Below are 22,241 nucleotides of genomic sequence, written 5' to 3'. Positions count from 1 at the left end.
CCGGGTTTGGGTCCAGATCTGCCGACTCAATTTATCAGATTAAATGACTGCGATGGGTCTCTTGCTGGGCCGGACCTATCGTGAAAGAGCGGCCTAGCTTCGGTCACAAGCACTCGAAGCTACCCACAGAAATACTTAGTTGCTTGTGGGTGGTCGGCAAGTTGAGGTGGACGATAGGCTCGCGAACGATCTGGGCCGGGCACTGCGGACGCCTCAAGCCGTTTGATTACACTTGGATGAAGATTAAAGTCCGCCTCGACAAGGCGAGGATGGCGTTTCCAAGCCTTACGGAAGTACCACCGGTTGGTCATCTAAACTTCGTCATGCTGCAGCCCTAGTGGATCGGGTGAAGTGACAAGTAGTTTTTCTCTTATCCCTATCCAAGGTACGCAGGCCTTCAGCTCTCCGATCATCCAATCAAGCGCTATATCGCTCAGCCTAGACTCATCTTCAGGGTAACTGCCGCCAACATCACTATGGCAGCCAGCGAACCAGATCTGATCAAGCCATTTGGGCTCTTTCCCCTTGTTCTCTATCACCGCGGCCCGAGTAGCCCACTCTACGCGGGGAAAATCGACTCGGTTCTCGTCAATAGACAGCGCGTGGCGCGCAAATCCGACCTTCGGTGATAACCACCTGTCGTAGTACTCTTTGCGCCAATATGCTCGATGCGTGTTGCGCCAGATGTTGGTCCAGTCGAAGGGATTCCACCACTTGAGCGGAGCATCCGGAATTGGCTCAAAATATCGGATCTGGTCCTTTACCGTGCGCGCATACGCCAAGAGAGAAACCCCTGTAAGCACTCCGAAGATCAACTTCGGAACCCAATGCCAATCGAGGAAGACACTGGTCAGAAGCAAAAGTGCAGCAAGAGCGAATGTCCCGCGGACGAGCCACTTTGCTGCAATATTCTGAAGCGCAGCGACAGTGTCGAAAACACCGACAAAATGTGGCTCAACATTGCCTCGCTGGTTGTCCGACCCGTCGTCCGCTGTGCAGCCATAAGCAACTCGGAACCGCCCGCCCTTTTCCTCTCGCTGCATAAGGTATGGCTGCTCAGCCCGCGGCTTGCCTGTACCGTGGCCATACACGGACTTGACCGCTTCGGTGGCGACAGCACGAAGCGCGGGGCCGTATCGCGGCATGGGCGATCCGTCCGGCATCTGGGTCGGCACCCCGCACAAGTTCATCATGTTTGCGAGTGCACGCACCGTGTATGCACCGCGAGAAAAGCCAATCAGGATAATACGGTTGTCCCCCATCAGCACCAATGGCACAGATTTGAGGTTGTGATTTAAGGAGGGTTGGGGCTTCGTCGTAGTGACGAAGGAACGAAGATGAAGACCCAATCCTCCTTGAAAAAATCCCCTCCCAAGAAGGCCCCTGCTGAGCGAGTGGTGAAGGACATCCGGCGTGCAACCCGCCGACACTTCTCGGCCGAAGACAAGATCCGCATCGTGCTGGACGGCCTGCGCGGCGAAGACAGCATTGCCGAGCTGTGCCGCAAGGAAGGCATCGCTCAGAGCCTGTATTACACTTGGTCGAAGGAGTTCATGGAAGCCGGCAAGCGCCGGTTGGCCGGCGACACCGCCCGTGCCGCGACCACCGGCGAGGTGCAGGATCTGCGCCGCGAAGCCCGCGCCTTGAAGGAATGCGTAGCTGACCTGACGCTCGAGAACCGCCTGCTTAAAAAAAGCATGATCGCGGATGGGGGCGACGACGAATGAGGTATCCTGCTTCTGAAAAGCTGGAGATCATCAGGATCGTCGAGCAGTCGCACCTGCCCGCCAAGCGGACGCTGGATAAGCTCGGCATTGCCCGTCGGACGTTCTACCGCTGGTATGACCGCTACCTCGATGGTGGCCTGGAGGCGCTCGCGGATCGACCGTCAGCGCCGAGCCGGGTGTGGAACCGCATCGCGCCCGAGGTGCAGGACCAGATCATCGAAATGGCGCTGGAGCAGTCCGAGCTGTCACCGCGCGAGCTGGCCGTGCGATTTACCGATGAACGCCAATACTTTGTGTCCGAAGCCACGGTTTACCGCCTGCTGAAGGCCCATGATCTGATCACGAGCCCGGCCTACGTCGTGATCAAGGCTGCCGATCAGTTCCACACCAAGACCACCCGCCCGAACGAGATGTGGCAAACCGATTTTACCTACTTCAAGATTATCGGGTGGGGCTGGATGTATCTATCGACCGTCCTCGACGACTTCTCGCGCTACATCATCGCCTGGAAGTTGTGCACCAACATGCGGGCAGAGGATGTGACCGACACGCTGGACATGGCGCTCGCCGCATCAGGATGCGACAGTGCAACGGTGCTGCACAAGCCCAGACTGCTCAGCGATAACGGCCCCAGCTACATCGCGGGCGAACTGGCGGAATACATCGAGGCCAACAAGATGAGCCATGTGCGCGGCGCTCCGATGCATCCGCAGACCCAGGGTAAGATCGAGCGCTGGCACCAGACCCTCAAAAACCGCATCCTGCTGGAAAACTACTTCCTGCCCGGCGACCTTGAGACCCAGATCGAGACGTTCGTCGAGCACTACAACCACCAGCGCTACCATGAAGCGCTGTGCAACGTGACGCCCGCCGACGTCTACTTCGGCAGGGCACCGGCCATCATCAAACAGCGCGAAAGGATCAAGCGACAGACCATCGAACATCGGCGCTTGCAACACCGCAAGCTCGCCGCCTAAAACCAAACCCCAGACGAGGCCCGCACTCCGCTAATCTACGCCGCACATTGCGCCAAATGTTCTGACGACGGACATGGCCCAGTGCCTGCGCGACAGGCCTGCAGAAACTCTGGTGTCATTTGCTTCGCGCGCGACAATTGAACGGTTTGCGGCATTACAGATTTGATTTCTCGGAGCGGCCGACGGGGGTCTGTTGGCGTGGCTTAGGGCGCATTGTCGACCGGCAGCTTTATCAGCTTCAGACATTCAGCAAATGGGCCGCTCGTTCCGGACGGCGTGAGGTAGACAGCTGCATTACAGTCCTCACCTTAGTGACAGCAGCACCCGACCAGACCCAGTCATTTCCGAGCATCAACGGCAATGTCTGATTTTGCCGAAAGCCGCCATGCAGCTTTCGGGATCGCGCATTGATCACGCTCATGACTGCAGCTGGGTGGATAGCTGTCGGCAATCGAAAGGTAGATTTATCGAATCTGGACGCGCAGGGCGGGGCCCGCTTCGAAGGTCACAAAAAGCGAGCGAATACCAGCTACCTTTTGGCCTGTCTCGTCGGTGACAGGTAACGCGAATTGAGGATTTTTGGCGGCTTCGCAAGCAAGTTCATCAAGCTTTAGGGCGCCGCTGCTCTTGGCTATCAGAGCCCGATCCGAAAGTTGTTTAGCAATACCCGCCATATGTGATTCAGCCGTCTGTGCGAGCAGATGGAGTGGCACATGACATGGACTGGTATTGCCCGTTGCGAACATAGCCGGGATGGGTTGCGGTATCCAAGCGATTTGACGGAGCGAGAATGGGCGCTGACGGCGCCGTTCATTCCGCCCGCCAAAACCGGGGGCCGACGACGCAGCACCGACATGCGCGAGGTGTTGAACGCGCTGCTGTACATCGGCTCGGGTGGTTGTGCTTGGCGGATGCTGCCCAAATGTTTCCCGCCGGTGTCGACCGTGCAGCGCTATTTTTACGCATGGCGTGACAACGGATTGTTCGCCAGCATCAACACGGTGCTGGTGATGAACCTGCGCGAGGTCGAGGGACGCGAAGCCTCGCCGAGCGCTGGCGTGATCGACAGCCAGAGCGTCAAAACCACGGAAAGCGGCGGGGTTTGCGGCTATGACGCAGGCAAGAAGGTCAAGGGCCGAAAGCGCCATATCGTCACCGACACCTGCGGCTATCTGATCTTCATTCTCGTCCACGCCGCCGATATTCAGGACCGCGATGGCGCCGTCGATGTGCTCAAGGCGATCAGATATCGCTTCCCTTGGCTGCGCCACGTGTTCGCCGATGGCGGCTATGCTGGCGACAAGCTTCGGGACGCCCTCAGGGGGCATGGAGACTGGACGCTGGAAATCATCAAGCGGTCCGACACCGCCAAAGGCTTCGTCCTGTTGCCCCGCCGCTGGGTCGTCGAACGCACCTTCGCCTGGCTAGGCAGATGTCGCCGATTGGCCAAAGACTGGGAAACATCCATCGCCTCGTCAACCGCTTGGGCGCACATCGCCAGCATCCGTATGCTCACACGCAGAACCGCAAGATACTGCTACGCATGACAAACTTTTGAATCGGGCTCTCATACATTGTGATACATCGCCGTCATCACTCATCAATAATAGAACATCGACCAGAATTTCTGTATTCGACTGCAGTTCGGGCGACGTTACAACCAAGTCTGCCGCATCGTATGAACTGTTGCCGTTGCGCCCGTTCGGCATCCAGATTACCCTGTCGCGCCGAACCGAATAGGCGTTCAAGCCGTTTTCGTCAGACGCAGGTGTAAACCGCGCTCTTTTCGATACTGCGCTACAAACAGCTTGATCGAGATTATCGCGTCCGCTGCTAACGATGATGGCACAACCAACTGGCTTGCCTTTTTCATCGATCGTGAGGTCGAAAGTCGTGACCGCCGCATCTGAGCTTATCGCTGGAAGGTCGCGTGCCCGAACCCACTTTGCAGGATCATTCTTCGGATCAGCTTTCTGTGGTTCAGCAGCCGCAATGGCAAGAGCGCCGAGAATGGCTTCGATCATGATGGCTTTGATTCCAAGTGATGTTTTTCAGCTCGTCCAAGGATGATAGCGCGCGGTGATCATATTGAAAGAAAGGATGTCCGCTTCAGGGTCGATTTGAGAATTTCAGCTTTGGACGAAATACCCGTCGAAGCTGCCGGGCAGCTTTCGGGAAGCCAGATCGGTCCCGCTCATGACTGCTCGTGGGTTGAAAGCTGCCCGTCCGCTTCGAGCTTTAGTCAGTGCTACCGAGAGGAGCTTCTGCGTAACCGCCATGTTTTAGGTGGAGATCGAACCAGTCGATGAGCTCGCGCGTGATATCGCGGATGTTGGCAGGCGAATTGGCGAGCGAGTGGTTCTCTCCCCAGTATCGCAGCAACCTTGTCGGGCGGCCATTTCGGCGGAGTAGGGAAAACAGCGCCTCTGGCTGCGCGAGCGGCGCGCGCGCGTCGAGCTCCCCGTGGATTAGCAGCAGCGGTGTCTCGATCTGGTCGGCAAAGGTGAGGGGCGAGTTGCGGCGATAGAGAGCAGGATCCGTAGCGGGGTCGACCCTGAAGCCCAGCCCCGCCTCATAGATCGAACTGTTAACTGCCATATCCTGATCGATGCCGGGCCAATCCCGCGCCGCCGGATCGAACGCGCCGTAGTTGGTTGCAATGTCGGTTGCCCCTGCAATCGCGGCCGCCGCTTTGAAGCGGTCGGTCTGCGCTACCAGCGCGCTGACGGTGTAGCCGCCAAAGCTCTGGCCGAACACGCCAATGCGGTCGTTGTCGGTAATCCCGAGCTCGACCAGCTTGTCGATAGCGGGCAGGACACCTTCAGTGAAAGCGGCGAGCGGCTCAACAGGAGCTTCGCTGCGCCGGATCGGGATGGCCGGGATGACCACCACATAGCCGCGGCTTGCGTAAAGCTCGAGGTTGTAAAGACCCGGCATATGCGGATCGAGGAAGTAGTCGTCGATCCCGGATGGGCTGTAGCTGCCATAGACCCACATCAGCGTCGGATATCGCCTTGCGGGATCGTAACCCGCAGGAAACAGCACCGCCATCTTCAGCGCTGTGCCATCAGCGTGGCGATAATCAATCATGCGCCGCTCGCCCCAGGCGATATCGGCGAGATGCTGGTTATGTCGCATAAGAGCGCGGGGCGCCGCGGGACTGTCCCACGGTGTGAAGTTCACGACGCTGCCTTCAAACCCGTTTTCGGCCCAGACAATCCCGCTGCAATCACGATCGAGCAGCCGGGCGGACGACGCGAGAGTGATGCTCTCGGGGCGCGGGCCGTCGCTGGTCCAGAGGCTGTAGGCGGAGGCCCCGTCTTTCCACTCGGTGACAAGCTGTGCCGCGCTGCTGCAACCCGTTGGGTTGGAAGCCTGCCATGACACGAACCGGCGTGCGTCGGGATCGAAGCGGACAGGGCCGGCCTTGCTTTGCCCCGTGATCTGGCCATTTGGAAAGGTGCGGAGGCTGGCAGGCCATTCGACGCTGCCCTCGACCTCGGCCGTCCGGCCGGTAAGAACATCGACGAGCTGAAAACCGCTCGCGGCGTTGGAGTCCCTCACCAGCATTCGCGTCCGGTCAGCCCAGAGGGCATAGGTTGTCGCACGCGAATGCGCTGGCGCGGTTTCATTGAATGTGAGGCCGGGTGCTTGGGCAACCATCGCGAGGTCGCTTCCGGCAAGGGTCCAGAGGCTGGCTGATGTAATGTCCGCCGCCGGCCGGGCGCGCAGAGCGACGTATTCGGAACGCGGAGACCATCCAATGATGTCGAGCGGAAAATGTGCGCCGCTTGGTGCCTCAATCCGCTGCAAGGCGGGCCGTTCGCCAAGGTCGAGCATGAATAGGGCATTCTCCACCGCCCATGCCATGACATTCGGCATATCGGGTGACCGGCGGTGCGGCGGAATCGCCTGAACCGGTGCAAGAATTGCGGCGCGGCGGGCATCGGGCGAAAGGGCGATGGTCAGCGCGCCGAACATCGGGAATGCCGACACCTCGCCAATCTTGGTCGACGAGCCATCCGTCAGATTGAAGATCACCATTTCGGCCGAATAGTTACCCTCTGCCAAGTCCGCAGCTGCCGTGCCGCTGTCGGAGCGCGATACTGTCGGCACCTCGCCCGCACGAATCTCTTCGCCCGCCTGTGAAGCCTCGCGGTGGAACTTGGCGTAGCGATCCACCATCGCTGAACGCTCACCCGGCGGCATCAGCACCGCTAGCAGGCGATCCGGGCCGAGCCACAGGAAGGGCGCATTCTCGTCATTATCGCGGCACGTATTCGGGAGACTTGCCCCTGCAGCGCGCAGGTCAAGCTCGTTGAGCGGGGAGCCGTAGCGCACCTGCGTCATCATGGCGCGATCACTGACGCGCCGGGGCGCTTCGGCTCCGCGTTCCCACACGTAGAGGCGGGCATTGTCACCGCCGTGCGGCTCGCCTTGTTCGGGCGCGGTTGAAAGCATCGCCAGTCGCTTGCCGTCGGAGCTCCAGTAGGGGCACCAGAAGCCTGCCGCCGTCGCTTTGCCATCTGTAAGCTGACGCAGCTGCGATCCGTCGCGCTTTACCAGCCAGATGTCGGTGCGCGAGGAATCGATCTCGTAGGAATTGCGGCCATAGACCTCGCCCGATGTTGCGGGACGAGGCAGTGCAATCGCGATGTCTCCGGCATCCGGGGCACCATCGGCGCGGTCGACTGTTGTTGTTGCAAGGATATCGTCAATGGTCAAGGGGCGGGCAGCGGCGGTAACGCCGAGCAACATCGACAGGAGGCAAAGAAAAGCTGCTCTTGATGAATGTATTCTGGAAGCTTCTAACATTGCCGTCCTTCGACGCGAACATTCCCTGATCGTCCGAGGGGTTTAGCCAATCATCGCGACGGCGGCTATGGGGTCGCTTTGAGAATTTCGGCTTCTAGCGAAAAATCGGCTGAAGCCGCCAGGAAGGTTTTGGGATCGCACATCGGCCTCGTCCATGGCCGGAACTGGGTGGAAAGGCGAATGGCTGCCATCAAGATGTATCAGTATGCGTTTCTCTACTGAACTTCGAGCTGAACTGGCTTCGGATGGGGGAAGTCAATCGGAAGCGTCGGGCGGGGCGGCGGCCTCATCCTCCGGCTCATCCTCCGGCTCCGGGCCGAGATCAATCGCCGCGCCTGGCGGCGCCTTGGCGATCACTTCCATTAGTGTTTTTGCCCGAGCCGCAGCGCCGCCCCCATGCGGGTTAACTGCTACCGGCGCGAGGAAGTCGCCGGCGATGTCGAACTTGCCCTCTTTGATTAGCATCATCCCGGCATTGAGCTGCAAGCGATGGTCAAATGGCGCGAGCATCGCCGCGCGTTCCAGCGCCGCGCGGGCATTATCCGGTGGCACCGCACCGCGTTCGGCGTAGCTGCGAAAATAGAATATGAGCGGCAGCGGGTGATCATTCTCCATTGCGTTGAGCGCCGTGAACGGCTCCATCGCTGCTTTATATGCCGCCGCCGTGTCCGCCGCGTCTTGTGCTTGCCGGAAGAGAGCGAAACCCTTCTGCACGTAAGGATTGGTGCGTTTCGGATCGAGCGCAATCGCACGGTCGGCCGCAGCGATGGCCTCGGTATCATTGCCAGCATCATATTCAGCCTCGGCGAGCGCCGCCAGCACCCCCGCGTCGGCAGGATGACGCGCGGCAATGACCCGCACTTCCGGCAGAATCTCGAGCGCCTGTTCGCGGTTGACCCCGCGCTGCGAGCGGATTTGCAGCGGCAACATCTCGGCTTCGCCCGGTGGCAACGGGCGCAAGGTAATCGTGCCAGTGCTCAGCTTGTCGGAACTCAGCGAGAAGGTCATGAAGCTGCCGCGAAGGTAGGCCTTCAACTCGCGTTCGAGCGTGTTCAGATCACCAAACACCGCCTCCCCGGCCTCAAGCGGCGCCGCACCTTCGAGTAGTTTGATTTGATATGCCCGCAACTGCCCCTCGCGCTCTTGCGAGAAGGTAAGGTAGTGATAGAGCAGCCAGCTCTTGCCGTAGAATGCGGTGCGGCGGTTGCTATCGCTGTCGGCATAGCCCACCGCGCTCAGTAAATCGCGCACGTGAACGGGCGCGGCACGGGCCAGTTCGCCGCCGCGGTGTTGCGCAGCGCGCCCGATCAGCAAGCTGCCATCATCTTTGAAGGTTGCCGCCGCAAAGAACTCCGCCGCACCTTCGTTGAGCCAGCGCGGCATGGCAAAGCGCGAGGATGACATCAGGAAGTGGTGGGCATATTCGTGCAGCAGCACGATGGTGGAAAAGTCGGGATAGCCGTCCTGATTGCGGATCTCCTGCACGAAGGCGCGGCTGCCACCGGCACGCGGGATATAGAAGCCTGCGACATTGCGATTCTTGCCGCCTGCCAGATTGCGGATGTCGCGCTGGCTGCCAACGACATAGATCGTCACCCGGCTCGACGGGCTGGGCTTTTCGAGCTCGCGGCCGGTCAGGAAAGCCATCGCGCTGTGATAGCGCTCGAGATTCTCGGCGAACTGGCGGATGTCGCGTTCCTTATCGTCGGCGTAAATGACGAAGTGATCGCTCGAGGCTTCGTGCCATTCGGCCTGCGCGGGCCGGGCAACCGCAACCAGCGCCAACGCTACGATCAGAATGCGGACAATAGGAAAATTCATGCTGCGATCCTCTCCGCTGGGCCTGCGATTACCAAGCGAACGGACCTATCATAAGAATTTAGCTGTGCCGCGAAAGAGGCTTGCGGCGAATCGTATCGGATTTCTTCGTCGGCGTTGGCTCGGGTGTCTTCCAGATATTACCAGATCCAGCTCACTAAGACCGAGCCGTCGCCCACCGCGCTGGCGACCCGCTTGACCGATCCGTCTCGCACGCCGCCGACCGCGAACATTCCGGACGCGGTGGTGTCGGTTGCCGATAAGTTTGCCTGCGCGCCTCAGACGCTTCACGGGCGGGTTAAAAAAGCGGAGGTTGACAGAGGCAATCTTGCCGACCGATACTACCAACAAGATCAGGGCGTTAGAACGCGGGAACCTCGAGTTGTGCCAAATGTTCTAACGACGGACAGCAATTCATCGAAAGAAACCAAGACAGCCAGACCGGCGCCTAAGACGAGACCGACAAGAACCAGACCTTCGCGAGCTGCGCGATCTAGGCCTGGTCGCCCTTCAGGAGAGCACGATGTTCCACATGTTTGCCGCAGCGAGCCTTGCCATGCAGGGCCAGATCATCGCCACGACCCGCGAGCCGCGTGTTCCCGATCGCCAGGTCCAGACCGTCGAAGGCGAGTGCGGGGAACAACTGCTCTCCATTTCGGGGTTCGGATTGGCCCGTCCGGATTCGCTCACAGCGCGATTGTCGCTCGATCAGACCGAGTTGGCGATCACACCCGAGCTTCGGGACTATCTGTCGGTGCCGATGGCTACCTATCGTTTCGCGATCACCTGCGATCAGAGCGATGGCGCGTTCCTGATCAATGCGTATCGCGCCCATGCCCGGCCCGAAAGCGCGATCGAATACCGGCTGATAGCGATCACCGTCAGCGCCTCCAAGGCGGTGACAGCAAAGCCGGAGGAACAGCTTGAGCCGGGACAGTTCTGGTTCGAATAGCAGGTCGGTCGCATCGAAGAATGCGGCCATCAGGCTCGCGGTGACATCGACAGCAGTATACACCTTCTCGTCAAGTCTGTGTGGTAATTATCAAAAACGCGTAGATGACCATGCCGCATGCCCGGTCTGGATCACAAGGCGAACCATGCAACAAAGGAACTTTCTGTGGGGCTTGACCGTAGCGTAGCTGAGCACATGCCCGCCGTCCCGCGTGCTTGCCCGCGAAACGAACGACGTAGTCTTAGGGAGTTGGGCCTGAGCGGTCGATCGCTTTCGGCACTGCTGGCCGGACAAGCAAGTCTACTAAAAAGGTTGGACGGCTCTAAAAATAAAGCGACCTTCACACAACCATTGCAAGTCGAATGGACCTACCAACGGCGTCACTGATAAAGACCTAAGCGGAGGAATTTTCATGTTTACCGGCATTGTAGATTCGACAGCTAGGGTGAAATCCGCTTCGCTACAGGACAATATTCGGACTTTCGGCCTCGAATTTCGTCCGGGATTCACCGAGGGGCTGAAGCGCGGAGGAAGCGTTTCGGTCGACGGGGTATGCTTGACCGCCACGAAGTTTCATTCTGACGAGCTGGTGTCGTTTGATGTGATCGCCCAGAGTCTGGCAGTTACCACCTTAGCCGGCCTTGAAGAGGGGGCTGCTGTCAATGTTGAGCGCGCGGCGCACGACGGAGCTGAGATTGGAGGGCATCCGCTTTCTGGCCACGTCGATTTCGCCTCGCGGATCGTCGAGGTTGCTGTTGACGCTGGAAACAAACGCGTGCGCTTGGCCATCCCGTCCGATTTCAAACGCTACATTTTTGCCAAGGGTTACATAGCGATCAACGGTTGTAGCCTGACGATTGCCGAATGTGACCGCAAAAATGGGTGGTTCGATATCTGGTTAATCCCTGAAACCAGAGCAACGACGAATTGGGATGACAAGCGGGTCAATGACCATGTCAATGTCGAAATCGAGCGAGGCACGCAGGTCGTGGTCGATACTGTGCGCGAAACCGCTCAGGAAGCATTGGGGGACCTTTATCCGGTCTTGGTCAAGCTGTTTCAAGACAAGGACATTCCAATCGACGAACTCGTCACCAAGAGCCTAAATAGCAAGCTTTTCCAGTCGCGGTAAGGCGCGGTTACTATGACGTTCAGCCATCATCGTCGATCAGAAGGCTCGAATATCCTGACAAACGAAACGATCGAACTGAGCCGCAGGAGTGAATAGCTGCTGCAATTCCTCAATTGCCTCTGGAATGGTCGTGTCAGGCAAGGCCGTTTGACCGGCACCGGCTGCGATCCGGCCCGCAAATGTCGATCAGACAGTCTTTACCTCAGCAGTAACGAGCAAGGCGAAAAAGCTAGGTGGAATGTCGCAAATGGGGTCGGTTCCTGAATGGCAGATTTTTTCAAAGAAGGCAGATTCCTGCCGTTCGGCTTATGGTGGCGGGACCTGCCAGTCAGCTTTTGCGCGTTTCTCGCCAGCAGCTGCCATTCACCAATCGACCCCATAGCCGCCATTAAGATGGCTTCGCGCTGAAACTGAGCTCGCATCCGTTATCGGAACTGATGCGTCGCCAGCGCTGGAACCATAGCCGCCAGAATGGCCATTCCGATGAACAGGCCAACTAATACCAAGTCCCATTGATCAGAACCCATGCGCCCATTGGCGCATGCCGATGGACATGATGCGCCAGGGCTGATCGACGAGCTTGTTCCAAGCGAAGCAGCAATGGTCGACGATGTCGTCGTAGGATGAGAAGATGCGGTTGGAGAGCCAGTTGTCGCGCATGAACTGCCAGACGTTTTCGACGGGGTTGAGCTCCGGGCACCTGGGCGGCAGCGGCATGAGAGTGATGTTGGCGGGCACGACCAGTTCCGCCGAGCCATGCCATCCGGCCTGATCGAGGATCAAGACGGCATGCGCCCCCGGCGCGACGTGGAAGGCGATCTCTTCGAGGTGCATGCTCATGGCCTCGCTGTTGCAACGGGGCATGACGATGCCAGCACCCTTGCCCTCGGCGGGACAGATGGCCCCGAAGATCCAGGCTGAGGCCCGGCGCTGGTCTTTGGGCGCACAGGGCCGGGTTCCGCGCTTGGCCCAGCGGCGGGTGAGCTTGGTCTGTTGGCCTATGCGCGCCTCATCTTGCCACCACAGTTCTATCGCGGTGCCGTGCGGCAAGGATAGTCGGATTTTTGCCAACTGGCCTGCGAAGTTTTTTTAAAATCGGCAATGTCATCCGCTTTCTGGCCACGATGACGAGGGCGGGCCGAGAGCTTGCGGAAGCCCAGCGCGCGCATCTCACGGCTCAGCGTCTGTTTGGTAATCGACAGGCCAAACTCATCCCACACCCACTGCGCCAGATCGATGAGACGCCAGCGGACAACCCCGTGCGCCGCAGGAATCGGGCCTGCTTCAACTTGCTGCGCAAGAGCGCGGCGCTGCTCATCGCTCAGAATCGAGACTTTGCCGGGGGCCTTGCGTGACATCAGCCCGTCCGGGCCATCAGCATTGAAGCGGATCACCCAATCCCGCACGACCTGCAGCGTCACGCCAGCCGCTTTGGCCGCTTCGCTCCGGCTGCTGCCGTCCAGGATCAAGCCCAACGCCAACAACCGCCGTACCTGATCCGGATCGTCACATCGTCGGGAAAATCGGCTCAAATCCCGCGAAGTGAAATCTGATCGAACACCAATCGCCGTCGCCATCGCAAGCCTCCTCGTGCTTGCTCCGGTGAATCAGAAAATCAGCGCCTTGGAAATCCCCCATGAGTCAGCCTCATCGGGATTTGGTATAACGCATATCGTTCAGGGGTTGGCGCGACGAGCGTGTTAAACGGCAAAACCCATGGAAACCACTCGGCTTGCTGCGTCCGAGTGATCATCACGGCGAGCGCAACCAAGGTGCCGCCGATGCCGACGACAAGTGGCACGACGAAATTGGCGAAGCGCAAAGCGACCCACAGCTGAATGGCAACCACTGTGGTCATGGAGGCGGTCATGAGCGCACCTTGCTGCGCCAGCTGGGCCCAGGGAAAGGCCTCCCTGGGAAGGCCCGGCCCGATCGCGCCGCCCAGCAACGTGCCCAAGCTTGCGAAGCCGAGAACGAGCAGGGTCATCACGATTAACCTCATGGCCTGAGCCAACAGCGGGTTAGGGCGGACTTCGCCAGTCGGAAACGAGTTGCGGTTAGACGGACACAACCTGTCACCCCCATTCCGTTAGTAGGTGTTTTTGCCCTGACAGGACCCGCGATCTAACTCTTTCTTTTCAGACAAACGCGAATTTTGAGTGCGGCAGCAATCTAAGTAAGTTTTATAAAATTCGATCATCCTAGAACCGAGCACGACCTGCTGGCGTAGAGACCAAGATGTCAAAAACGCGCGGCCACACCGTAATCTATAGTTTTAGGAAAAATCTGGTTGAAATTTCAACAAAATTTGCCGCTTAACGTTCGATTGATGATGCCGTCAGCAGAATTTGCCTTAGGCCATGCTGCGATCCATCACGTTCGTCAGCGTGACCACACCGATGCTGCAGTTGATGCCGCACCCCACATGGCGGCTCGGTCCTGTGCGAACAATTTCAACCCGTTGGCCGTTAATGCTTCAAAGCTGTCCACCGTTTTCGTATATTTTGGCGGCCAGATGCGCGCTCTTTTTCTCGAACACACCGAACAAAAGAGCCTTCTCGAAAAGGGGAGAGCGCAAGCGCAAAGGCTCCCTTTCGTCCCGAATTTGTTTGATGGACGTCAGCCCAAAGTTGCACAGCGGAAATTTAGTAGTTTCCGAAACTAGGTGGAAAACCACTAGTAAGGTAATACCCAGTGCATCAGTGCGGCTACTTCCTTAATGTTTATTTTATTCGGAAGACTGACTTTAATCGCTCAAGATTTATTTCCCGGAGAATTTTTATGAATTTTTGTGAAGCTGCGACCCGCTCTTGTGTCCGCGACCACTTCCGCAAATCGCACTTGCGCGCCGGAACAGCCATGGTCGGAGCGTTGGCGCTCGGTGCAATGCTCCCAACAGTTGCGAGTGCGCAGGACGAGTGTGGAGCGCCAGTGGATGGCACGGTTACCTGTGCCCCGGACGGCAACCCCTATCCAAACGGCGTGACTTACATCGCGCCTCCCAGCGACCTAACGATCGTTTTGGAAGACGGCGTTGTCATCAATACCACAGGCGGACCAAATATTGGTGTGTTGGCCCTGGCCATCGGAAGTGAAAGTATAACCGTAGCTGGTGACACCAACACATCGATTACGACTAATGAATCGGGCGCCTTTGGTATTTTGGGTGCGACCAATGACGGCGCGCTCACGCTCGAGGCGGACCGCGTTACAACGTCAGGAAGCAACGCGACCGGTGTTTTTGCCAGTTCGGCCACGGGACTTACAACGGTTAGCGCCAATTCGATTGCGACTACCGGGGTGAATGCCGACGGGATCACGGCTAATACGAATAGCGGCGCGATCATCGTCGACGCGGGCACAATTACAACGTCGGGCAATGGCGCGAAGGGCGTGGACGCGCGTAGCGACGGTGCCAATGTGACTGTCACTGCCGACAGCATCAGCACCAGTGGCAATGCGACCGGCTTCATCGATCCCGGCGCAAACGGGATTATCGCAACCACAGGCGGCGCGGGTAATGTCACGGTTGATGCTGGAACGATCACGACTAATGGTACAGGCGCGATCGGGGTACGTGCGCAGACCTTCAATGGAACAGCGAAGGTGTCTGCCGATACCGTTACAACCAGCGGCGCCAACGCAAGCGGCATCAGTGTGAACGCCACTGGCGTCACAGGCATGGGTATGATCGACGCAGGCACGATTACGACTGGCGGCGATAATGCCAATGGCATCGTTGCAACCGGGCTCGGTGGCGTCGATGTGACGTTCGATGCCATTACCACGACGGGCGAAAACGCAGTTGGTGTGCTAATCCCGCAAGCAGCCTTATTTCAAGGCATTCGCGCAACACCGACGATCGTTGTCAGTGGCGGCGACATCACCACCTCAGGGGCGAATGCTGACGGTATCAGGGCATTTGCAACTGATACGGCAATGTTTGACCTCGATGGTAACATCGCCACTTCTGGCAACGGTGCGCGCGGTGTCTTCGCGACGGCAACAAACGGCGTGACGATTACCGGCACTGGCGATGTGGCGACAAGCGGCGACAATGCCAATGCGGTCGATGTGTCGAGCACGGCGGGGCCGATCGATCTTACCGTGGGCGACGTTTCCGCCGCCGGCAACCTGTCGGGCGGCGTACGTGCGATCGGTGGGCTCAACTCAAACGTGTCTGTGACAACGGGCAACGTTGTGACCTCGGGCACAGCAGGCAGCAACTACTCGTTTCTTCCCAATTCCACCGCCATCGTTGCGACCGCGCAAGGAACCGGTAAAGTCAGCGTTGACGCCGGCGATGTCTCTACCGCGGGCTTGGGTGCTGCGGGCGTGAATGCAACGGCGGCGCTTGGCGACGCAGATGTTGCCGTGGGCAATGTCCGCACGTTGGGCGATCGGGCCAATGGTGTGACCGTGCAAAGCGCAAGCGGCAATGTCGCAGTCACAACTGGCACGATTTCCACCAGTGGCGACAATTCGGCAGGGGTTTACGCGGTTGCCACCAGCGGCGCTGTAGCGATCGATACGGGTGCGATCACGACCGAAGGCTTTAATGCTCGCGGGATAAACGCCATCAGCGGCGCCGGTGGGGCGGACATCGCATTCACCACGGTCGAGGTAGGAGGAACCTTCTCCTCGGGGATCTCGGCGATCTCGACCGGCGGGGATGTTGTCGTCTCGGGCGCTAACGTCACAACGACTGGCGCCAGCAACTATGCGATCTATGCCGCATCGGATGTCGGTAATGTCGATGTGACCACCAGCGGTGATGTGTCATCGACGGGCCGGGGCAGCACTGGGATTTTTGCTTCATCAGAAACAGGGCGCACCACGGTAAACGTCAACAATGTTTCGGTTGTGGCTGCTGACGAGGCCGACCGAGCGACGACGCGCGCAGGGGTGGTCGCGACAGGCGCTAGCGCGATTGTCACCTCAACTGGCACAGTCAGGACTTCGGGCAGCGCGCTCTATGGCGGAACGGCCAACGGTGTGCAGGTAACCGGGACGGCAGGTTCGGCAACCGCCAATGTCAACAATGTCAGCACCACTGGATCGGGCGTTAATGGCGCACGTGCTGTCGTCGTTACGGCTACCGGCGGAGCTGGGGCTGCGACCGTCAATGGTACAGTTGCAACCACGGGGGCAGCGACTGACGCAGTTGTGGTCACGTCGGATCAGGCTGTTACCGTTACCAATCGAGGGACGATTACCGCGACCGGCGCTGGCAGCAACGGCGTCGTGACTACATCTGGCACAGGATCGACCATCATTAATTCCGGCAATCTTTCGGGTGCCAATTTCGCTCTGATCGCAAATGGTGGCCTCGCGACCGTAAGCAACAGCGGCGTCCTGACCGGACGAGTTCAATTGAGCGATGGCAACGACACGTTCACCAACACCGGTCGATTTGTGCTGACTGGTAATTCTAACTTCGGCTTGGGCAATGACAGTTTCATTAATAGCGGAACGATCGCAACACAGCTTGCTGCGCCCGGGACCGCAGGCTTTCTTGGCCTCGAGCTTCTCAGCAGCAGCGGATTGATCGAACTGCGCAATGGTCGCGTAGGCGACAACTTGTCGACGTCCGGCAATTTTGTCGGGAATAACGGCCAGCTTGGGATCGATGTCAATTTGGGTGCCAATACCTCGGATCGCCTGGTGATCGGCGGCAGTGCGACCGGCACCACTACGGTGCTCATTAACCGGCTCGACAATGGGCCCGTCACGCTGGGCACGAATACGACCATCATCCAGGCTGGGGCGGGTTCTGTGCCGACCGCATTTACGATCGATCCTTCGGTCGTCGATCAGGGTCTGATCCAGCTCGGCCTCGTGTTCAACCCGGACAATTCGACCTTCAACATTCAGGCGGCTCCGGGCGTCGGAGTATTCCGGACAGGTGCATTTGTCAGCAGCATGCGCAATCTTTGGCTCCAGTCAGCCGACGCATGGTCGGGTCAGTCGCGCGCGCTGCGCGACAATATCGCCGCCAATTCGGGCGGCGGCACGGGTGGCCGATTCTGGCTGCAAGGCTACGGGCAGAAGGAGGAGTTTGACCGCACGCGGGCGATCACTGTTGGCGGCATCGCAACCGATACGGATCTTGGCAGCGAACAGGACTACTTCGGCGCTCAGGTTGGTCTCGATCTTGGCGGCTCGGCAGGCGAGGGTGGTTTCGCTTTCGGGATAACCGGTGGCTATATGAACTCGAACCTCAGCTTCAACGGAACTGCTGATCGTGTGAATTTCGATGTCGTAAATGCTGGTGTCTATGCAAGCTACACCTCGGGAATGTTCTTTCTAAACGCGCTCGGCAAATACGACTATTACTGGGGCAAGAATGTCAGTCAGTCCGGCCGTTATGCCACGGATATGAACGGTTCTGTCTACGGCGCGCGCGGCGAAGCGGGTTTGCGCATTGGTGAGACTGTTTGGATCGAACCAGCGGTCAGCTTGTCGTATACCAATGTTGATATTGATGATTTCGACGTCGCGCAGGGCCGGTTCAGTTTCGAAGCAGACGAAGGGCTGTTGGGCAAGGCGGGCGCTCGATTAGGTGTCACTTTGGGATCAGCCGGCACGACCCGGGTACAGGGTTACATCGGCGGCAATTACGTTCGCGAATTTAACGGCCGAGACAGGGTCGCTTTCCTCAGCGGCGGGCAGAATGTGGCGTTTGCCCAAGACCGGCCAGATGACTTTGTCGAAGGGACTGTGGGTGTTAACATCGGATCGGATGGTGGAGCTATCAGCGGTTTCTTTGAAGGTCGTTATGCTACTGGCGATGACTATAACGGCTACGGCGGACGTGCTGGCATCCGTCTTCGCTTCTGACCCTTACATCTGTTAAAGTACAACGTGGACCGCACCTGATAAAGGTGTGGTCCACGCTTGTTTAGGTAAGCGCAATTTTGCGAAAAATTGCTCCAGCACTTGCCCCAAGGTGAGGGTTCATAATGAGTATTCAAGGCACAAAACCGTTACCCGGCGCGCCGCAATCTAATACAATTAATGTTTCGCGAGGGCTCGCTGATTGGCTGCTGGCTCACCGCGGCAGCCTAACATTTACATCATATCAGACCGGACAACTTTTTCTCGTTGGGGTTTTGCCTGACGGACGAATTTCGATCAATCAGCAGAACTACACCCGGGCGATGGGGGTATTTACCCAAACCGACCGAATTTACCTTGGAGCCATGAACCAGGTCTGGCGGCTGGAAAACATGCTGGGTCCAGGAGAATTGGGTAATGAGCATTTCGACGCTGTCTACGTTCCGCGCAATGCCCAAACCACTGGCGACATCGACATCCATGAGTTGGCGATTGCTCGGAATGGCCAAGTTATCTTCGTAAACACCAAATATAGCTGTCTCGCCACGCTCGACTTGAAGCACAGTTTTCAGCCGATCTGGAAGCCTGCGTTTATTTCCAAACTCGCTGGCGAAGATCGCTGCCATCTCAACGGGATGGCAATGGACGACGGTTCACCGCGCTACGTCACAGCGGTTAGCCGCTGCGACAGCGTCGGCGGTTGGCGCGAGCGCCGTGCCGAAGGCGGAGTTGTTATTGATGTAATGTCGAATGATACTCTCACCGATCGTCTTTCAATGCCGCACAGCCCACGGCTCGATCATGAAGGTACGCTTTGGGCCCTTGATTCAGGGCGCGGCCAGATCATTCGGATCGACCGCATTACTGGGGAAAAAACTGATGTGGCCTTCTGCCCGGGCTTTCTACGAGGTTTATCGCTGCATCAAGGTCATGCGATCGTCACGCTTTCAAAGCCCCGGGACGGCTCCTTCAAAGAGCTGAAGTTGCAATCCGAGCTTGAGGCGCGCGACGTTGAGGCTTGGTGCGGTGTGGTGATTGTCAACCTCTCCAGCGGCGATATCGTGGAATGGATCCGGCTCGATGGCGGCATCACCGAGTTATTTGATGTCGGCATTCTGCCTGGGGTACGCTGTCCAATGTCAGTCGGAGTCGATACGACCGAGATGCGGTCGACGATAACTTTTCCACCATTGCTAACAGCTGCTTCTGCCTGAGCGGCAGATTCGTGAAGACGGTCGGCCCTGTCAGAGCAATTGCACCTTGCTGACGGAACGGGTGCGATAGGTTAGGGCGGTGCAATGCCAAGACCGCGCAAGCTAGCTGGGCATTGGCACCGTGCATCGCTTCTTCGCGCGTCACCGGATCACGCGTAACAAAAGTCCGGGCACGCTATCCAGCAAAGCCGGCCCGACGTCTTGAGGCAGCGGCAGCGCTGATTCGACGACCAACTCGATCTCGATCCTGAGCGCCTCGGGTTTATCGACGAGACCTGGACCGCTACGAACATGACCGGCAGCCCTCGTCGGTGCCCGAAGGGCGAGAAGCTGCGTATGGGCTTCCCTCACGGCCATCTCAAAACCACCACGCTGGTCGCGGGCCTGCGTCTGAGCGTAAGCGGTGTCCTGAGCCCACGGTGCGCGGTTGATCTGGAGCGCCTAGTATCTGCGCCCTGATCATAGGGGCGCGCTGGTGCTATGACGATGTCATGTGATGATGCTGGTATGTCCCATGACGTCGGCACAATGAGGGTGTTCTGGAGTTTTCATGCGCTTGTCGATTGCTCTTTTCATCCTCGCGCACTTATACCAAGTCCCATTGATCAGAACCCATGCGCCCATTGGCGCATGCCGATGGACATGATGCGCCAGGGCTGATCGACGAGCTTGTTCCAAGCGAAGCAGCAATGGTCGACGATGTCGTCGTAGGATGAGAAGATGCGGTTGGAGAGCCAGTTGTCGCGCATGAACTGCCAGACGTTTTCGACGGGGTTGAGCTCCGGGCACCTGGGCGGCAGCGGCATGAGAGTGATGTTGGCGGGCACGACCAGTTCCGCCGAGCCATGCCATCCGGCCTGATCGAGGATCAAGACGGCATGCGCCCCCGGCGCGACGTGGAAGGCGATCTCTTCGAGGTGCATGCTCATGGCCTCGCTGTTGCAACGGGGCATGACGATGCCAGCACCCTTGCCCTCGGCGGGACAGATGGCCCCGAAGATCCAGGCTGAGGCCCGGCGCTGGTCTTTGGGCGCACAGGGCCGGGTTCCGCGCTTGGCCCAGCGGCGGGTGAGCTTGGTCTGTTGGCCTATGCGCGCCTCATCTTGCCACCACAGTTCTATCGCGGTGCCGTGCGGCAAGGATAGTCGGATTTTTGCCAACTGGCCTGCGAAGTTTTTTTAAAATCGGCAATGTCATCCGCTTTCTGGCCACGATGACGAGGGCGGGCCGAGAGCTTGCGGAAGCCCAGCGCGCGCATCTCACGGCTCAGCGTCTGTTTGGTAATCGACAGGCCAAACTCATCCCACACCCACTGCGCCAGATCGATGAGACGCCAGCGGACAACCCCGTGCGCCGCAGGAATCGGGCCTGCTTCAACTTGCTGCGCAAGAGCGCGGCGCTGCTCATCGCTCAGAATCGAGACTTTGCCGGGGGCCTTGCGTGACATCAGCCCGTCCGGGCCATCAGCATTGAAGCGGATCACCCAATCCCGCACGACCTGCAGCGTCACGCCAGCCGCTTTGGCCGCTTCGCTCCGGCTGCTGCCGTCCAGGATCAAGCCCAACGCCAACAACCGCCGTACCTGATCCGGATCGTCACATCGTCGGGAAAATCGGCTCAAATCCCGCGAAGTGAAATCTGATCGAACACCAATCGCCGTCGCCATCGCAAGCCTCCTCGTGCTTGCTCCGGTGAATCAGAAAATCAGCGCCTTGGAAATCCCCCATGAGTCAGCCTCATCGGGATTTGGTATTAGCCGATCCGGTAGCGGCACATTCAGACGTGGATGGGCCTCACACGGAACAAACAGTGGCCAGTGCAGAAGAGTCATTTGCACAACTCGTCCGAATGGTCGGTGTCTGGCGGCTCGCAGACAATCCGGAGAGTCCGCTTCAAATCGAGTTTTATCTGACAGCAGGTGAAACTGTGGTGGTTGAGAGTTGGCAAGTCCGCGGAAAGCCGCACTCTCTCACACTTTACCATCGTGATGGTAAAAGCTTACTGGCAACGCATTACTGTCCTCAAGGCAATCAGCCGCGGCTTGAGCTGGCAAGCCGGGACACAAGCCGGTTACACTTTGCCTTCCGGAATATCACTGATCTTGAGCCGGCGTCTGAAGCCTATCAGAACGACCTATGGTTCGACTTCTCCGATCCCGACCATCCCATTCGTAGTGAAATCTATGTCAGCAAAGATGGTGCGGGCACGCAAGAGCACGTGCGGCTTGTTTTTGTCGACAAGGATTAGTTTTTGAGAAGCTTGCGTAAACAATAGCAGCATCCTGACTGTGAACGCCCCGAAAGATGCAAGAGTAAATTCGGGTATTAGCGGTAGTCGGATGCCGCCATCTGTCCGGCCTGTTTGAGCGCCGCTGTGCCGCTGGCCCGTACGGGAGTTCGCGAACCGGATCCACATCACCCAAGTGTGCTCTGAGGCACTGTGGAAAGCGCTGTTTACCCGGTCCCGTGTCGCCGACTGTGGTGCCATAACCTCCTTTGGCCTCTTGCCTCTACCGACGACCTCTGGTGGTGGTGTCAGCATCTCCTTCAATCTCGCCAATGGCACTCTTGCCGATCATCACAGCAAGGCCGACTGCATCGACTGGACGCTTCTTTAAAGCGTGGCCTTTCAGGCATCGGGTTCATCCTGCTTTGCTTTGGCAATTCCTGCGCCTCCGCCAAAAATGAGGCCGATGACGAGGCCAAGCGCGATGTTGTCAATTATCACGCCGAGGATAATTCCGAGTGCCAATTGAACCGCTCCGGGATT

At 58.4% G+C, this 22,241-nt stretch carries 17 protein-coding genes and 1 pseudogene; 9 read left to right on the top strand and 9 right to left on the bottom strand.

Translation table 11 applies throughout. The annotated features are described in order from the left end of the window. Positions 1–311: 311 nt before the first annotated feature. Complete coding sequence (locus ACRANW_RS13420; protein WP_479432260.1) at positions 312–1,349, bottom strand: phospholipase effector Tle1 domain-containing protein; 1,038 nt, start codon at positions 1,347–1,349, stop codon at positions 312–314. Here ACRANW_RS13420 and ACRANW_RS13415 point away from each other — a divergent pair. Continuing rightward, a protein-coding gene (locus ACRANW_RS13415; protein WP_479431339.1) for an IS3 family transposase occupies positions 1,338–2,704 on the top strand; the annotation gives its coding sequence in 2 pieces (ribosomal slippage) (positions 1,338–1,688 and positions 1,691–2,704; 1,365 coding nt in all). The two genes, ACRANW_RS13420 and ACRANW_RS13415, sit on opposite strands and share 12 nt — an antisense overlap. 464 nt (positions 2,705–3,168) lie before the next feature. Here ACRANW_RS13415 and ACRANW_RS13410 read toward each other — a convergent pair. Further along, positions 3,169–3,378: an energy transducer TonB gene (locus ACRANW_RS13410; RefSeq protein ID WP_479432259.1), complete on the bottom strand. Its 210-nt coding sequence runs from the start codon at positions 3,376–3,378 to the stop codon at positions 3,169–3,171. Between the two features lie 39 nt (positions 3,379–3,417). Here ACRANW_RS13410 and ACRANW_RS13405 point away from each other — a divergent pair, with 39 nt between their 5' ends. Next, positions 3,418–4,251 (top strand): IS5 family transposase, encoded by an 834-nt coding sequence (locus tag ACRANW_RS13405; RefSeq protein ID WP_479432258.1) that lies wholly within the window; start codon positions 3,418–3,420, stop codon positions 4,249–4,251. On the opposite strand, the gene ACRANW_RS13400 is transcribed toward ACRANW_RS13405, so the two are convergent. The 3 genes from ACRANW_RS13400 to ACRANW_RS13390 all read right to left on the bottom strand — a co-directional run bounded on the left by ACRANW_RS13400 (position 4,180) and on the right by ACRANW_RS13390 (position 9,340). Further along, positions 4,180–4,728 carry an energy transducer TonB gene (locus ACRANW_RS13400; RefSeq protein ID WP_479432257.1) on the bottom strand — a complete coding sequence of 183 codons (549 nt, stop codon included), beginning with the start codon at positions 4,726–4,728 and terminating at the stop codon, positions 4,180–4,182. The two genes, ACRANW_RS13405 and ACRANW_RS13400, sit on opposite strands and share 72 nt — an antisense overlap. 214 nt (positions 4,729–4,942) lie before the next feature. Beyond that, positions 4,943–7,462, bottom strand: coding sequence for a S9 family peptidase (locus tag ACRANW_RS13395; protein WP_479432256.1), 2,520 nt, complete (start codon positions 7,460–7,462; stop codon positions 4,943–4,945). 312 nt (positions 7,463–7,774) lie between these two features. Continuing rightward, the gene (locus ACRANW_RS13390; protein ID WP_479432255.1) at positions 7,775–9,340 is read right to left on the bottom strand and encodes a hypothetical protein; all 1,566 of its coding nucleotides are present in this window, start codon (positions 9,338–9,340) and stop codon (positions 7,775–7,777) included. A 520-nt stretch (positions 9,341–9,860) separates the two neighbouring features. On the opposite strand from ACRANW_RS13390, the gene ACRANW_RS13385 reads away from it, so the two are divergent. After that, positions 9,861–10,289 carry a hypothetical protein gene (locus ACRANW_RS13385; RefSeq protein WP_479432254.1) on the top strand — a complete coding sequence of 143 codons (429 nt, stop codon included), beginning with the start codon at positions 9,861–9,863 and terminating at the stop codon, positions 10,287–10,289. Between the two features lie 412 nt (positions 10,290–10,701). After that, positions 10,702–11,421, top strand: coding sequence for a riboflavin synthase subunit alpha (locus ACRANW_RS13380; protein ID WP_479432253.1), 720 nt, complete (start codon positions 10,702–10,704; stop codon positions 11,419–11,421). Between the two features lie 516 nt (positions 11,422–11,937). On the opposite strand, the gene ACRANW_RS13375 is transcribed toward ACRANW_RS13380, so the two are convergent. Together ACRANW_RS13375 and ACRANW_RS13370 are read right to left on the bottom strand one after the other, a co-directional pair. Then, positions 11,938–12,998, bottom strand: a protein-coding gene (locus tag ACRANW_RS13375) for an IS630 family transposase (protein ID WP_479431320.1) whose coding sequence is annotated in 2 segments (ribosomal slippage) — positions 11,938–12,506 and positions 12,506–12,998 — 1,062 coding nt in all. Because the reading frame shifts where the segments join, the coding sequence is not laid out codon by codon here. Positions 12,999–13,036: 38 nt separating this feature from the next. Further along, a complete protein-coding gene (locus ACRANW_RS13370) occupies positions 13,037–13,408 on the bottom strand; it encodes a hypothetical protein (RefSeq protein ID WP_479432252.1) in 372 nt (123 codons plus the stop codon). 303 nt (positions 13,409–13,711) lie between these two features. Here ACRANW_RS13370 and ACRANW_RS13365 point away from each other — a divergent pair, with 303 nt between their 5' ends. From ACRANW_RS13365 to ACRANW_RS13350, 4 genes and pseudogenes are all read left to right on the top strand, one after another. Then, positions 13,712–14,086 (top strand): hypothetical protein, encoded by a 375-nt coding sequence (locus ACRANW_RS13365; RefSeq protein ID WP_479432251.1) that lies wholly within the window; start codon positions 13,712–13,714, stop codon positions 14,084–14,086. 266 nt (positions 14,087–14,352) lie between these two features. Next, complete coding sequence (locus ACRANW_RS13360; protein ID WP_479432250.1) at positions 14,353–18,261, top strand: beta strand repeat-containing protein; 3,909 nt, start codon at positions 14,353–14,355, stop codon at positions 18,259–18,261. A gap of 122 nt (positions 18,262–18,383) precedes the next feature. Continuing rightward, positions 18,384–19,472, top strand: a complete 1,089-nt coding sequence (locus tag ACRANW_RS13355) for a TIGR03032 family protein (RefSeq protein WP_479432249.1) — start codon at positions 18,384–18,386, stop codon at positions 19,470–19,472. 121 nt (positions 19,473–19,593) lie between these two features. Then, positions 19,594–19,889: pseudogene (locus tag ACRANW_RS13350) on the top strand (IS630 family transposase); the annotation flags it as partial. Between the two features lie 188 nt (positions 19,890–20,077). Here the strand turns inward: ACRANW_RS13350 and ACRANW_RS13345 are convergent. Continuing rightward, positions 20,078–21,138, bottom strand: a protein-coding gene (locus ACRANW_RS13345) for an IS630 family transposase (RefSeq protein ID WP_479431320.1) whose coding sequence is annotated in 2 segments (ribosomal slippage) — positions 20,078–20,646 and positions 20,646–21,138 — 1,062 coding nt in all. Because the reading frame shifts where the segments join, the coding sequence is not laid out codon by codon here. A 59-nt stretch (positions 21,139–21,197) separates the two neighbouring features. On the opposite strand from ACRANW_RS13345, the gene ACRANW_RS13340 reads away from it, so the two are divergent. Beyond that, positions 21,198–21,719, top strand: a complete 522-nt coding sequence (locus ACRANW_RS13340; protein WP_479432248.1) for a hypothetical protein — start codon at positions 21,198–21,200, stop codon at positions 21,717–21,719. Between the two features lie 381 nt (positions 21,720–22,100). Here ACRANW_RS13340 and ACRANW_RS13335 read toward each other — a convergent pair whose 3' ends face one another. Continuing rightward, positions 22,101–22,223: a hypothetical protein gene (locus ACRANW_RS13335; RefSeq protein WP_479432247.1), complete on the bottom strand. Its 123-nt coding sequence runs from the start codon at positions 22,221–22,223 to the stop codon at positions 22,101–22,103. Positions 22,224–22,241: the final 18 nt, after the last annotated feature.

The organism is Erythrobacter sp. 'gip.4 top 5', assembly GCF_056495765.1.
Note: the sequence above shows the minus strand (reverse complement) of the source record. Positions and strands in the feature narration are given on the sequence as shown.